The organism is Streptomyces sp. GSL17-111, from assembly GCF_037911585.1.
Lineage (GTDB): Bacteria > Actinomycetota > Actinomycetes > Streptomycetales > Streptomycetaceae > Streptomyces.
The window spans coordinates 5,305,001-5,319,897 of sequence record NZ_JBAJNS010000001.1 but is presented as its reverse complement, the minus strand read 5'-3'; the positions used below and the strand labels follow the sequence as shown (position 1 = coordinate 5,319,897).

Sequence of the window (14,897 nt, the reverse complement as noted above, 5' to 3'; positions counted from 1 at the left end):
TGGTCCACGGCTCCCTCAGCGGTCCGCGCGGGCGGCGGCGAGCAGTTCCTCGGCGTGGGCGCGGGCGAGTTCGGAGTCCTCCTGGCCCGCGAGCATCCGGGAGAGCTCCCGGACCCGCTCCTCGCCGTCGAGCGCCTGGACGCCGCTGCGGGTGACCGAGCCCTCGCTCGTCTTGCGGACGGCCAGGTGGCGGTCGGCGAAGGCCGCGACCTGAGGCAGGTGGGTGACGACGACCACCTGGGCGGTGCGGGCCAGCCGGGCCAGCCGCCGTCCCACCTCGACGGCCGCCTTGCCGCCGACGCCGGCGTCGACCTCGTCAAAGAGATAGGTCGGTACGGGGGCCGAGCCCGCGAAGACCACCTCGACGGCGAGCATCACCCGGGAGAGTTCACCGCCGGAGGCGCCCTTGGCGATGGGGCGCGCGGGCGCGCCGGGATGCGGGGCGAGCAGCAGCTCGACCTCGTCGGTGCCGTGCGGCCCGAAGGCGACGGTGCGCCCGTCGACGTCCAGCCCGCCCGGATCGTCGGCGCGTCGCAGGGCGAACGAGACGCGCGCGTGGGGCATGGCGAGTTCGGCCAGCTCCCCGGTCACGGCGTCGGCGAACCGCTTGGCCGCGTCCTGCCGGGCCTCGGTGAGCTGGACGGCGAGCCGGGACAGCTCCGAGCGCAGGGCGTCGCGTTCGGCGGCGAGCCCGTCGATCCGGTCGTCGTCGCCCTCCAGCTCGGCGAGCCGGGCGGCGCCGTCCTCGGCCCAGGCGAGGACGGCCGTGATGTCCTCGCCGTACTTGCGGGTGAGCTGGGCGAGGGCGGCGCGACGTTCCTCGACGGCGGCCAGCCGCAGGGGGTCGGCGTCCAGCCCGTCGGCGTACCCGGCCAGTTCACCGGCGATGTCGGCGAGGACGATCTGCGCCTCGCCGAGCCGGTCGGCGAGGTGGGCGAGCGCGGGGTCGTGGGCCCGGACGGCGTCCAGGGCGCGGTGGGCGCCGGAGACCAGCGCGGCGGCGTCGACGGACTCCGGGTCCGCCGGGTCACCGGCGAGCGCCCCGTGGGCGGTGGCGGCGGCCGAGGCCAGGGCCTCGGCATGGCCCAGTCGATCGGCCTCGGTGGCCAGCTCGGTGTCCTCGCCCGGCCGGGGCTCGGTGGCGGCGACCTCCTCCAGTCCGAAGCGCAGCAGGTCCGCCTCCTGGGCCCGTTCGCGGGCCCGGGTCGTCAGCTCCTCCAACTCCGCCGTGACGTCGCGCAGCCGCCGGTAGGTCTCGCGCCACCGCTCCAGCGGGGCGGCGACGGCCTCGCCGGCGAACCGGTCCAGCGCCCGGCGCTGCCGGGCCGGGCGCAGCAGGCCCTGCTGGTCGGTCTGGCCGTGCACGGCGACGAGGTCGTCGCTCAGCTCGCCGAGCAGGCCGACGGGGACGGAGCGGCCGCCCAGATGGGCGCGGGAGCGGCCCTCGGCGGAGACGGTGCGGGTCACGAGCAGGGCGCCCTCGTCCAGCTCCGCGCCCGCCTCGACGGCACGGCGGGCCGCCGGCGCGTCCTCGGGGACGGCGATGCGGCCCTCGACCACGGCGGCCTTCGCGCCCACCCTGACGAGCCCCGCGTCCGCCCGTCCGCCGAGCAGCAGTCCGAGGCTGGTGACGACCATGGTCTTGCCGGCGCCCGTCTCACCCGTCACCGCGGTGAACCCGGGAGAGAGCTCGAAGGCGGCGTCGTCGATGACACCCAGGGCCTGAATCCGCATCTCCTCCAACACGGGTACGACCATAGCCGCTCGCCCGCCGGGGTCCGCTCCGGTGGCCCCCGGGAGTCCCCGCCTCCCGGCCTCGGGGCCCGGGTCGTCAGTGGGGCGCGCCGCGCCAGCCCGCCACGGGGAGGGCGAACTTGGCGACCAGACGGTCGGTGAAGAGGGCGTGGTGGAGGCGGGCGAGCCGGACGGGCACCGCCCCCCGGCGCACCTCGACGCGGGCCCCGGCGGGCAGCTCCACCGTGCGGCGGCCGTCGCACCACAGCACGCCGTTGGGCGTCTGGGGCTGCACCTCGACGGCGAGCACCGACGCCGGGGAGGTCACCAGCGGCTTGGCGAACAGGGCGTGCGCGCTGATCGGCACCATCAGCAGCGCCTCGACCTGCGGCCACACCACCGGTCCGCCCGCCGAGAAGGCGTAGGCCGTGGAGCCGGTCGGCGTGGCGCACACGACGCCGTCCCCGCCGAACCGGGAGACGGGGCGGCCGTCGACCTCGGTGACGACCTCCAGCATGCGTTCGCGGGCGGCCTTCTCCACGGACGCCTCGTTCAGCGCCCAGTCGGTGTGGACGGGTTCGCCGTCGGAGCCGCCGTTGCGCACGAGGACGTCGATCGTCATGCGCTCCTCGACCTCGTAGTCGCGGGCGACGACCCGCTGCACGACGCGGTCCAGGTCGTCCCGTTCGGCCTCGGCGAGGAAACCGACGCGGCCGAGGTTGACGCCCAGCATGGGCACCCCGGAGGCGCGGGCGAACTCGGCGCCGCGCAGCAGTGTGCCGTCGCCCCCGAGGACAACGAGCAGTTCGCACCCGGACAGCACGTCCTCCTGCTCGGGGTGGACGGCCCGCACCGCGTCCGGCAGCGGCAGGTCGCGGGCCTCGTCGGCGAGCACCCGCACGTGGAGGCCGTTGCGCAGCAGGCCGTGGACGAGCAGTTCGGCGCTGCGCACGGCGGCCGGCCGGCCGGTGTGCGCGAGCAGGAACACGGTGCGCTGCGGTGCCGGGTCGCTGTCGCTGGTCACGGTCGTCACTGGGGCCCCTCCGCCACGGCTCGGTCGACGTCGGCCGGGTCGAGGTCGGGTGCCCCGGCACGCAGCCACAAGAAGTATTCGACATTGCCGGACGGTCCGGGGAGAGGGCTTGCCGTGACGCCGAGCACGCCGAGCCCGAGAGCCGCCGCCCGCGCGGCCACGGTGCGCACGGCCTCGGCGCGCAGCCCCCGGCCGCGCACGACGCCGCCGCTGCCAAGCCGTTCGCGTCCGACCTCGAACTGCGGCTTGACCATCAGTACGAGGTCGGCGTCCGGCGCCGAGCAGTTGACGAGAGCGGGGAGCACCAGGCCGAGCGGGATGAAGGACAGGTCCCCGACGACGAGGTCGGCACGCGCGCCGTCGAGCGCCTCGGGCGTGAGCTCGCGCACGTTGGTGCGGTCCTTGACCACGACGCGTTCGTCGCTGCGCAGGCTCCAGGCCAGTTGGCCGTAGCCGACGTCCACGGCGTAGACGCGCCGCGCGCCCGCGCGCAGCAGGACGTCGGTGAACCCGCCGGTCGAGGCGCCCGCGTCCAGGGCGACCCGGCCGGAGACGGTCAGCCCGCGCGGGCCGAACGCGGCGAGAGCCCCGGCCAGTTTGTGGCCGCCCCGGGAGACGTAGTCCGGGTCGTCGGCGTCCTCGCGCACGACGATGGCCGCGCCCGTCTCCACCTGCGTGGCGGACTTCGCCGCCGTCGTGCCGCCCACGGTGACGCGCCCGGCGGCGATGAGCTGGCCGGCGTGCTCGCGCGAGCGTGCCAGCTTACGGCGTACCAGTTCCGCGTCGAGTCGGGCACGGCGTGGGCGTGTTGCGGCCACCTGAGGTTCAGCTCCCGGGATCGTGCTGGTCCAGCGCGGTCAGCGTGCTGCGCAGACCACGGTGCACATCTTCGTACACGGCCAGGTGGTCCTCGACGGCGAGGCGGTCGGCCTCGGCCAGCCGCGCCAGGTCGGCGTCCACCTCCGCGTGACCGGTCGGGCGGACGTCCACGCCGAGGGGACGCGGTCCGGCCGCCGGGGCGGCGGGCTCCTCGCCGGGCTCACCGGACGCCCCGGGCTCCGCAGCGGTTCCGGGTACGGCCGGTTCCGTGGCCGTACCCGGCTCGGACTCCACGGGCTGCGGGGCCGCCCCGGTCTCCTCCGTACGCTCCATGCCGCCGACGCTACACGGCCGTCCGCCTGCGGGCGGCCGGTACCACCAGCGGTGTTCCGGTCTCCGGGTCCTCGATGACCTGGCAGCGCAGTCCGAAGACCTCCTCCACCAAAGCGGCGGTCACGATGTCGCCGGGTGCTCCCTCGGCGACGATCCGGCCCTCCCGCAGGGCGACGAGGTGGGTGGCGTACCGGGCCGCGTGGTTGAGGTCGTGCAGGACGGCGACGAGAGTGCGCCCCTGCTCCTCGTGCAGCTCGGCGCACAGGTCGAGCACGTCGATCTGGTGCTGGATGTCGAGGTAGGTGGTGGGTTCGTCGAGCAGCAGGATCGGCGTCCGCTGGGCGATGGCCATGGCGATCCACACCCGCTGGCGCTGGCCGCCGGAGAGCTCGTCGACGCAGCGGTCGGCCAGCGCCGCGACGCCGGTCGCCGCCATGGACTCGGCGACGATCCGCTCGTCGTCCTTCGACCACTGCCGCAGCAGCCCCTGGTGCGGGTACCGGCCACGGGCCACGAGGTCCGCGACGGTGATGCCGTCCGGGGCGATCGAGGACTGCGGGAGCAGCCCCAGAGTGCGGGCGACCTGTTTGGCGGGCCGGGTGTGCAGGTCGCGGCCGTCCAGCAGGACGTGTCCCTCCCGGGGCCGCAGCATCCGGGCGAGCGCCCGCAGCAGGGTGGACTTGCCGCAGGCGTTCGGGCCCACGATGACCGTGAAGGAGTCGTCGGGCACGGCGACGTCCAGCCCGGCGGCGATGACGCGCTGGTCGTAGGCGAGGGTGAGTCCCTCCCCGTGCAGTCGGCCGGTGGTCGGCGGGCCGCCCATGGTGGTCCTCTTCTCGTGCGGTCGGTGACGTCTCGCGTCGTCCGGAGGGGTCATATCCGGCCCGCCCGGCGTTCGGTGGCCAGCAGCCACACCAGGTAGGCCCCGCCGAGCAGGCCCGTGACGACTCCGACGGGCAGCAGCCGCCCGCTGACGGCGTGCTGGGCCAGCAGGTCGGCGCCGACGAGCAGCGCGGCGCCCACGCACAACGACGGCAGCAGGTTCGCGCCGGGGGCACGGGTCAGCCGACGGGCCAGCTGCGGCGCCGTCAGCGCGACGAAGGACACCGGCCCGGCGGCGGCCGCCGCGGCGGCCGTCAGCAGGACGGCGGCGGCGAGCAGCGTGAGCCGCAGCCGTTCGACCCGCACCCCGAGCGCGGCGGCGGCGGCGTCGCCCATCTCCAGCAGCCGCAGGGCCCGCCCGCCGCCGAGGGCGAGGGGCAGCAGGGCCCCGAGCACGGCGAGGAGCGGCAGCGCGCTGTCCCAGCCACGCCCGTCGAGGCTGCCGGTCAGCCACAGCACGGCTCGGCCGGCCTCGGTGATCTGAGCGCGGGTGAGCAGGTAGCCGTTGACGCCGGTGAGCACGGCCATGACGCCGATGCCGATGAGGACGAGCCGGTAGCCGTGCACGCCCTGGCGCCAGGCGAGGGCGTGGATCAGGGCGCCCGTCAGCAGCCCGCCGAGTGCGGCGCCGCCGGCCAGGGCGAGGCTGCCGCCGCCCGCCAGGACGATGACGGCCAGGGCCCCGGTGGCCGCGCCCTGCGTGAAGCCGAGCACGTCCGGGCTGCCGAGCGGGTTGCGGGTGAGCGACTGGAACAGGGCCCCCGCCACGCCGAGCGCGGCCCCGACCAGCAGCCCGGTGACGACGCGGGGCAGCCGGATGTCGTTGACGACGAACGCGTCGGCGGGGTGGCCCTGCCCGGCGATCGTGCGCAGGACGTCGGCGGGCGGCAGCGGGTACTCGCCGCTGCCGACGGCGACGACGGCCAGCACGAGGGCCAGCACGGTGCACACCGTGCCCACGGCCAGCGCCCTCGGGTGCCAGCGCAGGGAGTAGGGGCCCCGCCGGACCGTCCGCAGGGTGTCGCTCATGCCCGGGCCACCTTCCGGCGTCGTACGAAGTGGAGGAAGACGGGCCCGCCCAGCACCGCCGTGACGATGCCGACCTGCAGCTCGCCGGGGCGGCCCACGACCCGCCCGAGCACGTCGCCTCCGAGCAGCAGGACGGGGGCGAGCACGGCGCAGTAGGGCAGCATCCAGCGCAGGTCGGGGCCGGTGAGCGAGCGGACGAGGTGCGGGACGATGAGGCCCACGAAGACGATCGGACCGCAGGCCGCCGTCGCCGCCCCGCACAGCAGCGTCACGGCGACGATGGCGCCCGTGCGGACGAGCGCGGGCCGGGCGCCGAGTGCGCGGGCCGCGTCGTCGCCCATCGCCATCGCGTTGAGCGGTCGGCCGAGGGCGAGGGCGAGCACCGCCCCGGCGGCGACGAAGGGCAGCAGCTGGCCGACGACGTCGGCGCGCGCACTCGCCAGCGAGCCGACCGTCCAGAACCGCATCCGCTCCAGCGAGGCGGCGTCCAGCAGCATGGTGGCGTTGACGTAGGAGTACAGCGCCGCGTTGAGCGCCGCGCCGGCCAGCGCGAGCCGCGCGGGCGTGGCGCCCCGGCCGCCGCCGACGGCGTAGACGAGCACGGAGACGGCGGCGGCCCCGGCGAAGGCGAACCACACGTAGCCGGTGTAGGTGCCGATCCCCAGGAAGGCGATGGCCGAGACCACGGCCGCGGAGGCGCCCGCGTTGATGCCGAGGAGTCCGGGATCGGCGAGCGGGTTGCGGGTGAGCGCCTGCATCACCCCGCCGGCCAGGCCGAGTGCCGTCCCGGCGAGCAGCCCGAGCAGGGTGCGCGGCAGCCGCATGTCGTGCACGACCGTGTGGTCGGGCGAGGCGGGGTCGGTGAGGCCGGGCCAGACGGCGTCGAGAGGGAGCTGCTTGGCGCCGATCGCGATGCTGAGGACGAGTACCAGCAGCAGCACCAGCAGCGCGCCGAGCAGCCCTGCGGCGCGGACGGTGTGCCGGTGGCGGAGCCGTTCGGCCGTCGGCCCGGAGGCCGAACGGGCCCCGGTCGCGGGGGACTTGGTGAGCGTCACGTACGGGCTCCGGTCGGGGCCGCCGGGTGTGGGCATCCCCGGCACTGGACAAAGGCTTAGGTTAGGTTAACCTAACTCCGTTGTCGGAGGTCCTGGCCCCGCAGGTACGCGGGCACGCCTCCCGACGCCCGCCCGCCCGCACGCACGTCAACGGAGCAGGCCGGCAGCCCCGCACGTCCGAAAGAAGGCACCACCATGTCCGCAGCACGCAAGCACTCCCTCTCCCGACGCGGCCTGCTCACGGCGGGCGGCGCCCTCGGCGCGGGCGCCCTGCTGGCGGGCTGCGGCACCGGGACGAAGAACGGCTCCGACCCGGCACCGAAGGACGGCGGCGACGCGTGGTCGTTCACCGACGACCGCGGCGAGAAGGCCACCGCGGGCAGCCGTCCGGAGCGCATCGTCGCCTTCACCGGCACCGCCGCCGCCCTGCACGACCTGGGCCTGGGCGACCGGATCGCCGGCGTCTTCGGGGAGACCCGGCAGAAGGACGGCACGCCCGACCCGCTGGCCGGTGAACTCGACATCGACGCGGTCGAGATCGTCGGCAACGCCTACGGCGAGTTCAGCCTCGAGACGTACGCGAAGCTCCGCCCGGACCTGCTCGTCACCCACCAGTACGACCCCGACACCCTGTGGTACGTGCCCGAGGAGAGCAAGAAGAAGATCCTCGAACTGGCCCCCAGCGTCGCCGTCGTCGTCGCCCGCGTGCCGCTGCCCGAGCCGATCCGCCGCTACGCCGAGCTCGCCGAGTCGCTGGGTGCCGACCTGAAGTCGAAGCAGGTCACCCGGGACAAGCAGCGCTTCGAGGCCGCCGCCGAGTCGCTGCGGCAGGCGGCGAAGGCCGCCGGCGGGCTCCGCGTCCTGGCGGCCTCCGGCGCGGCCGACCACTTCTACGTCTCCAACCCCGGCATCAGCACCGACCTGATGTACTTCAAGGAGCTCGGCGTCGACATCGTCGTCCCCGAGAAGCCGGACGCGGGCGGCTACTTCGAGACGCTCAGCTGGGAGAACGCCGCCAAGTACGAGGCCGACCTCATCATGCTCGACAGCCGTACCGTCGCCCTCCAGCCCGACGCCCTGGAGTCCAAGCCCACCTGGCGGGAGCTGCCGGCCGTCAAGGCGGGCCAGGTCACCGCCTGGGACACGGTGCCCCGCTTCAGCTGGGCCGGCAGCGCCCCGCTGCTGGAGGACCTCGCCGAGGCCGTCCGGAACGCGAAGAAGCTCGGCTGACGCCCCGCCAGGCCCGCATCACGCCAGGCGCGCATCACGCCCGGCCCGCCTCACGCCAGACCGAGGCGGGCCAGCGCCCGGTCCGCGCCGCCCTCCCAGACGCCCTCCCCCGCCGCGCTCCAGGCGGCGGCGCACAGGGCGCGCAGCCCGTCGACGGGATCGCCCGCACCGTCGAGGCCCAGCTCCCCGTCTGCCACCCGGGCCGTCCAGCCGCCGCAGCTCCAGCCGTCCCCGGCGGCCGTCGTCCCGGCGTGCGGCAGGGGGCGCGGCTCGGCGTGCGGCACGAGGACGCCCCGCAGGTCGGCCGCGACGAACGTCGGCCGGTGCTCGGGACGGGCCCGCAGGAGCTGCCCCGCGTCGCACACCCCCGTCAGAACGAGCAGTGAGTCGACGCCGCCGGCGTGCGCGCCCTCGATGTCGGTGTCCAGCCGGTCCCCCACCACCAGCGGCCGACGGGCGCCGGTGCGCAGGATCGTCTCCCGGTGCATGGGCGGGCAAGGCTTGCCCGCCACCCGGGGCTCGGGAGCCTCCCGCATCCAGCGGGTCGCGATGCGCACGACCTCCACCGCCGCGCCGTTACCCGGCGCGATGCCCCGGCCGGTGGGGATCGTCAGGTCGGTGTTGGACGCGTACCAGGCCGCCCCGCGTCCCACCGCGAGCGCCGCCTCTGCCAGTCGCGCCCAGGCCAGCTCCGGCCCGCCGTACCCCTGCACGACGGCGACCGGCTCGTCGTCGGCGCCCTCCACGACGGTCAGTCCGCGCTCGGCCAGCGCCACCCGCAGCCCCTCGCCGCCCACGCACAGCACCCGCGCCCCCGGCGCGACCTCCTCCGCGATGAGCCGCGCCACCGCCTGCGCGGAGGTGACCACCTCCGACGGCTCCGCCGCGACCCCGAGCCGGGTCAGGTGGGCGGCGACCACCTCCGGGGTGCGCGCGGCGTTGTTCGTGACGTACGCCAGCCGCATGCCCACCGAGCGGGCCGCCTCCAGCGCGCCGACGGCGTGCTCCACCGCCTGACCGCCCGCGTAGACGACGCCGTCGAGGTCGAGCAGCGCGGTGTCGTACGCCTCGGCGAGCGGAAGCTGTGACGATCGCAGCATGGGGCGGGTGTCTCCTCGGTTTCGCGGGTTCGCAGAGGTCGTAAGGTCGTAAGGTCGTAAGGCCGTCCGATCATCTCTCACCCACGCCCCGGCGGTCTGGACGGGCGGCTTAGCATGCAGGGATGCATGCTGACGGTCTGCGCCTCGCTCCCTTCCGCGGTCTTCGCTACGCACCCGAACGGGTCAGCAGTCTCGCCGCCGTCACCTCGCCCCCGTACGACGTCGTGGTCCGGCCCGACCAGGTGCACCAACTGGAAACGGCCGACCCGTACAACATCGTCCGGCTCATCCTGCCCCAGACCGCCGACCCCACCGCACGGCACCGGCAGGCGGCCGACACCCTCCACGAGTGGGAGGCCGAGGGCGTCCTCACCCGCGACGAGACGCCCGCGCTCTACGTGTACGAACAGCGCCGTGGCGAGATCCTGCAACGCGGGCTCATCGGCGCGCTGCGCCTGACCGCACCCGAGGAACGCGTCGTCCTCCCGCACGAGGACGTCATGCCCCAGGTCGTCGAGGACCGGCTCGCGCTGATGCGCGAGACCGCCGCGAACCTGGAACCGCTCCTGCTCTCCTACCGGGGCGACGGCACCGCCACCGGCGCCACCGCCGTCATCGAACGGGCGGCCCGCCGCAGCCCGCTGCTCACCACGACGACGAGCGACGGTTTCGCCCACCGCCTCTGGTCCGTCACCGACCCGGCGGAACTCGCCGAGGCCGACGCCGACCTGGCCGCCCGCCGCGCCCTCATCGGCGACGGCCACCACCGCTGGGCGACCTACCTCCGGCTCCGTGCCGAGCAGCCCGATCGCCCGGCCTGGCAGTACGGACTCGTCCTGCTGGTGGACACCGCCCGCTACCCCCTCCAGGTCAGCGCCATCCACCGCGTCCTGCCCCGCCTGGCTCCGCAGGACGCGCTCGGCACACTCGGCGACGCCTTCCGCGTCCGCCCCGTACCGGGCCCCCTCCCGGCCGCCCTCGCCGTGCTGGACGAGACACCCGGCAACGCGTTCCTGCTCACCGGCGGTCCGGAGGAATACCACCTGCTCGACCGGCCCGCGCCCGGACTGCTCGCCTCGGCGATCCGGCAGGACCGGCCCGCCGCCTGGCGCCGGCTGGACGCCACCGTCCTGCACGCCGCGCTCCTCGACGCCGTCTGGGGCGTCCCCGACCGCGCCTCGGACATCCAGTACCTGCACTCCGCCGAAGCCGCGGTCGCCAAGGCGACGCAGACCGGCGGCACCGCCGTGCTCATGCGGCCCACTCCGGAGTCGGAGGTACGGGAACTGGCCGAACAGGGCGTGACCATGCCGCGCAAGTCCACCTCCTTCGGACCGAAGCCGGCCACCGGCCTCGTCCTGCGCACGCTCGACGACCGCGCCTGACCCCGGTTCCCCCGACACACGTCGTGGGCGGAACCCATGATCGGGCTCCGCCCACGACGGTCACACAGCCGCTCGGTCAGTCGCCCAGCGAACGCCGCTCCGGCGCCTCATGGGAGTCGTCCCGGGAGCCCTCGGGTCCCGTCGCCTCGTGGGAAGCGCCCTCGGCCTCTCCCCCGCCCTCGGTCTCGTCACCGGGCCCGATCTCGTCACCGGTCTCGGGGTCGGCCTCCGGGTCGAACGCGTCCAGGAACTCGATGCCGTCCAGCTCCGCGAGGCGGTCGGACGCGTCGGTCGTCCCGTTCTGGTCGGCCTCCAGCGCCCTGGCGAACCACTCCCGGGCCTCCGCCTCACGGCCGACCTCCAGCAGGGCGTCCGCGTAGGCATAGCGCAGTCGCGCGGACCACGGCTGCACGGAGCTCGACGCAAGCTCCGGGCTCTGCAACGTGACCACGGCGGCCTCCGTCTGCCCCATGTCGCGGCGGGCCCCCGCCGCGACCAGTCGCATCTCGACCTGCCCGGCCTTGTCGAGCTTCTTCACCTCGGGCTCGCCCGCCATGGCCAGCGCCTTCTCGGGACGGCCCATGCCGCGTTCGCAGTCCGCCATGACCGGCCACAGGTGCTGCGACCCCGTCATCCGCCGCGCGGCACGGAACTCCGCCAGCGCCTCGGCGTACTTCTCCGCCCCGTACGCCGCGAAGCCCATGGCCTCCCGCACCGCCGCGACCCGCGAGGCGAGCCGCAGGGCGACCTTCGCGTAGCCATAGGCACGCTCGGGGTCCTCGTCCAGCAGCCGGGCCACCATCACCAGGTTCTTGGCCACGTCCTCGGCGAGGGTCTTCGGCAGGCTCATGAGATCCTGGCGCACGTCCTTGTCGACCTCGTCGCCCGTGACGTCCTCGGGGATCGGCAGTCGCCGGACGTACTCGCGCGGCCGGTCGTCGCGGCGGCGATCGTCGCGCCCGTAGTCGTCCCGGCGCGGCCCGCGCGGTCCACCACCGCTGCGGAATCCGCCGCGGCCCCGGTCGTCACGGCCCCTCGACCCACCGTACGGCCGCCGCTCGTCACGGCGGTCATCGCGCCGGTAGTCCGGACGGTCATCACGGGGACGGAACTCCCGCCGCTCACCACCACGGTCATCACGACGCCCATCACGCCGATCGTCACGCCGGTCATCACGGCGGAAGTCCGGACGATCACCACGCGGACGAAATTCCCGCCGCTCACCACCCCGATCATCCCGACTCCCATCACGGCGGAAGTCCGGACGATCACCACGGGGACGGAACTCCCGCCGCTCACCACCCCGATCATCCCGACGCCCATCACGCCGATCGTCACGCCGATCATCACGCCGGTCGTCACGCCGATCATCACGGCGGTCGTCACGGCGGTCGTCACGGCGGTCGTCACGCCGGAAGTCACGGCGGAAGTCCGGACGGTCACCACGGGGGCGGAATTCCCGCCGCTCACCACCACGGTCATCACGGCGGTCATCGCGCCGGAAGTCCGGACGGTCACCACGGGGACGGAACTCCCGCCGCTCACCACCACGGTCATCACGACGCCCATCACGCCGATCGTCACGCCGGTCATCACGGCGGAAGTCCGGACGATCACCACGCGGACGGAACTCCCGCCGCTCACCACCCCGATCATCACGGCGGTCATCGCGCCGGAAGCCAGGGCCGTTCCGGTTGTCATCACGGTTGCCGAAGGGCCGGCGTCCGTCCCCTCGGCCGTCAGACCGGCCACCGCCACGGCGGTCGTCATCACGGCGGAAGGAGGGACGCCCGTCGCCCCGCCCGTCGTCACGACGGAAACCGCCCCGGTTCCGGTCGTCGTCGCGACGAGGGCCCCGAGGCCTGTCGTCGCGGTCACGGCGGGCAGCGTGCCCGCCGTCTCGGCGGTCGCCGCGCCCGAAGCCACCTCGGTCACCGCCGCTCTGTCGACGCGGCCGGTCAGGCCTGTCCGGCCTGCCGGGCCGCTCATCCGGTGAATTGGTCATCGAGGTGACTCCTTGGTCTGTGGTGCGAAAACAAAAAAGGACCTCTGGTCCCAGCATGTCGCTGGGACCAGAGGTCCTCTCAAAGATTGTTCGGCGGCGTCCTACTCTCCCACACACTCCCGCATGCAGTACCATCGGCGCTGAAAGGCTTAGCTTCCGGGTTCGGAATGTAACCGGGCGTTCCCCTAACGCTATAACCACCGAAACCCTATCACCGCTCGAGAAGCGGAAATCTGACAAGGTCAGCGAACAAGCACTCTGTTCAGTTGATTTTTTAGCTGAACCGAAGCAGTTTGCTGCCTGGGAGCTACACAGTGGACGCAAGCAACTATGGACAAGCCCTCGGCCTATTAGTACCGGTCAACTCCACCTATTACTAGGCTTCCATATCCGGCCTATCAACCCGGTCGTCTACCGGGAGCCTTAACCCATCACGTGGGTGGGAGCCCTCATCTCGAAGCAGGCTTCCCGCTTAGATGCTTTCAGCGGTTATCCTTTCCGAACGTAGCCAACCAGCCATGCCCTTGGCAGAACAACTGGCACACCAGAGGTCCGTCCGTCCCGGTCCTCTCGTACTAGGGACAGCCCTTCTCAAGACTCCTACGCGCACAGCGGATAGGGACCGAACTGTCTCACGACGTTCTAAACCCAGCTCGCGTACCGCTTTAATGGGCGAACAGCCCAACCCTTGGGACCGACTCCAGCCCCAGGATGCGACGAGCCGACATCGAGGTGCCAAACCATCCCGTCGATATGGACTCTTGGGGAAGATCAGCCTGTTATCCCCGGGGTACCTTTTATCCGTTGAGCGACGGCGCTTCCACAAGCCACCGCCGGATCACTAGTCCCGACTTTCGTCCCTGCTCGACCCGTCAGTCTCACAGTCAAGCTCCCTTGTGCACTTACACTCACCACCTGATGACCAACCAGGCTGAGGGAACCTTTGGGCGCCTCCGTTACTCTTTAGGAGGCAACCGCCCCAGTTAAACTACCCACCAGACACTGTCCCTGATCCGGATCACGGACCCAGGTTAGACATCCAGCACGACCAGAGTGGTATTTCAACAACGACTCCACCACCACTAGCGTGATGACTTCACAGTCTCCCACCTATCCTACACAAGCCGAACCGAACACCAATATCAAGCTATAGTAAAGGTCCCGGGGTCTTTCCGTCCTGCTGCGCGAAACGAGCATCTTTACTCGTACTGCAATTTCACCGGGCCTATGGTTGAGACAGTCAAGAAGTCGTTACGCCATTCGTGCAGGTCGGAACTTACCCGACAAGGAATTTCGCTACCTTAGGATGGTTATAGTTACCACCGCCGTTTACTGGCGCTTAAGTTCTCAGCTTCGCCCTGTCGAAACAGAGCTAACCGGTCCCCTTAACGTTCCAGCACCGGGCAGGCGTCAGTCCGTATACATCGCCTTACGGCTTCGCACGGACCTGTGTTTTTAGTAAACAGTCGCTTCTCGCTGGTCTCTGCGGCCACCCCCAGCTCAGAGTGCAAGACTCATCACCAGAAGAGGCCCCCCTTCTCCCGAAGTTACGGGGGCATTTTGCCGAGTTCCTTAACCATAGTTCACCCGAACGCCTCGGTATTCTCTACCTGACCACCTGAGTCGGTTTAGGGTACGGGCCGCCGTACAACTCGCTAGAGGCTTTTCTCGACAGCATAGGATCATCCACTTCACCACAACGGCTCGGCATCAGGTCTCAGGCTACATGTTGTGCGGATTTGCCTGCACAACGCCCTACACCCTTACCCCGGGACAACCACCGCCCGGGCTGGACTACCTTCCTGCGTCACCCCATCACTCACCTACTACCCCCTCGGGTCAGCGGCTCCACCACACCCACACAATTCAAAGAACTGCACAGGGGGCTTCACGGCCTTAGCATCAGAAGATTCAGTGTTGGACGCTCTACAGCGGGTACCGGAATATCAACCGGTTATCCATCGACTACGCCTGTCGGCCTCGCCTTAGGCCCCGACTTACCCTGGGCAGATCAGCTTGACCCAGGAACCCTTAGTCAATCGGCGCAAGAGTTTCCCACTCTTGTATCGCTACTCATGCCTGCATTCTCACTCGTGAACCGTCCACAACTACCTTCCAGTGCTGCTTCACCCGGCACACGACGCTCCCCTACCCACCCCAGCCGGCGTTAGCCGTCATGCTGGAGTGACACGACTTCGGCGGTGTACTTGAGCCCCGCTACATTATCGGCGCGGAATCACTTGACCAGTGAGCTATTACGCACTCTTTCAAGGATGGCTGCTTCTAAGCCAA

General features: G+C 72.1%; 12 protein-coding genes and 2 rRNA genes (1 of these 14 cut by a window edge). 2 read left to right on the top strand and 12 right to left on the bottom strand.

Annotation, left to right across the window (positions count from 1 at the left end; translation table 11 throughout):
- Positions 1–15 precede the first annotated feature (15 nt).
- The 7 genes from recN to V6D49_RS23530 all read right to left on the bottom strand — a co-directional run bounded on the left by recN (position 16) and on the right by V6D49_RS23530 (position 6,921).
- Entirely contained in the window at positions 16–1,758 is a 1,743-nt protein-coding gene (gene recN / locus V6D49_RS23560) for a DNA repair protein RecN (RefSeq protein WP_340562678.1), read from the bottom strand.
- A 73-nt stretch (positions 1,759–1,831) separates the two neighbouring features.
- A complete protein-coding gene (locus V6D49_RS23555) occupies positions 1,832–2,767 on the bottom strand; it encodes an NAD kinase (RefSeq protein WP_445330587.1) in 936 nt (311 codons plus the stop codon).
- Positions 2,764–3,585 (bottom strand): TlyA family RNA methyltransferase, encoded by an 822-nt coding sequence (locus V6D49_RS23550; protein ID WP_340562676.1) that lies wholly within the window; start codon positions 3,583–3,585, stop codon positions 2,764–2,766. The genes V6D49_RS23555 and V6D49_RS23550 overlap by 4 nt, the downstream gene beginning before the upstream one ends.
- 7 nt (positions 3,586–3,592) lie before the next feature.
- The gene (locus V6D49_RS23545) at positions 3,593–3,919 is read right to left on the bottom strand and encodes a hypothetical protein (protein ID WP_340562674.1); all 327 of its coding nucleotides are present in this window, start codon (positions 3,917–3,919) and stop codon (positions 3,593–3,595) included.
- A gap of 10 nt (positions 3,920–3,929) precedes the next feature.
- Positions 3,930–4,742: an ABC transporter ATP-binding protein gene (locus tag V6D49_RS23540; RefSeq protein ID WP_340562672.1), complete on the bottom strand. Its 813-nt coding sequence runs from the start codon at positions 4,740–4,742 to the stop codon at positions 3,930–3,932.
- A gap of 50 nt (positions 4,743–4,792) precedes the next feature.
- A complete protein-coding gene (locus V6D49_RS23535) occupies positions 4,793–5,830 on the bottom strand; it encodes a FecCD family ABC transporter permease (protein WP_340562670.1) in 1,038 nt (345 codons plus the stop codon).
- Entirely contained in the window at positions 5,827–6,921 is a 1,095-nt protein-coding gene (locus V6D49_RS23530; RefSeq protein ID WP_340562667.1) for a FecCD family ABC transporter permease, read from the bottom strand. The genes V6D49_RS23535 and V6D49_RS23530 overlap by 4 nt, the downstream gene beginning before the upstream one ends.
- A gap of 159 nt (positions 6,922–7,080) precedes the next feature.
- Between V6D49_RS23530 and V6D49_RS23525 the strand changes: the two genes are divergently transcribed.
- Positions 7,081–8,115 carry an ABC transporter substrate-binding protein gene (locus V6D49_RS23525; protein WP_340562664.1) on the top strand — a complete coding sequence of 345 codons (1,035 nt, stop codon included), beginning with the start codon at positions 7,081–7,083 and terminating at the stop codon, positions 8,113–8,115.
- 50 nt (positions 8,116–8,165) lie between these two features.
- Here the strand turns inward: V6D49_RS23525 and V6D49_RS23520 are convergent, their stop codons facing one another.
- The gene (locus tag V6D49_RS23520; RefSeq protein WP_340562662.1) at positions 8,166–9,215 is read right to left on the bottom strand and encodes an HAD hydrolase-like protein; all 1,050 of its coding nucleotides are present in this window, start codon (positions 9,213–9,215) and stop codon (positions 8,166–8,168) included.
- Positions 9,216–9,337: 122 nt separating this feature from the next.
- Here V6D49_RS23520 and V6D49_RS23515 point away from each other — a divergent pair, with 122 nt between their 5' ends.
- Complete coding sequence (locus tag V6D49_RS23515; protein WP_445330586.1) at positions 9,338–10,600, top strand: DUF1015 family protein; 1,263 nt, start codon at positions 9,338–9,340, stop codon at positions 10,598–10,600.
- Positions 10,601–10,676: 76 nt separating this feature from the next.
- On the opposite strand, the gene V6D49_RS23510 is transcribed toward V6D49_RS23515, so the two are convergent.
- The 4 genes from V6D49_RS23510 to V6D49_RS23495 all read right to left on the bottom strand — a co-directional run.
- Positions 10,677–11,465 carry a tetratricopeptide repeat protein gene (locus V6D49_RS23510; RefSeq protein WP_340562659.1) on the bottom strand — a complete coding sequence of 263 codons (789 nt, stop codon included), beginning with the start codon at positions 11,463–11,465 and terminating at the stop codon, positions 10,677–10,679.
- Positions 11,447–12,358 carry a hypothetical protein gene (locus V6D49_RS23505; RefSeq protein ID WP_340562658.1) on the bottom strand — a complete coding sequence of 304 codons (912 nt, stop codon included), beginning with the start codon at positions 12,356–12,358 and terminating at the stop codon, positions 11,447–11,449. The genes V6D49_RS23510 and V6D49_RS23505 overlap by 19 nt, the downstream gene beginning before the upstream one ends.
- Positions 12,359–12,693: 335 nt before the next feature.
- Positions 12,694–12,810: ribosomal RNA gene (gene rrf / locus V6D49_RS23500) — 5S ribosomal RNA — on the bottom strand.
- Positions 12,811–12,935: 125 nt separating this feature from the next.
- Positions 12,936–14,897: ribosomal RNA gene (locus V6D49_RS23495) — 23S ribosomal RNA — on the bottom strand (it continues 1,165 nt past the right edge of the window).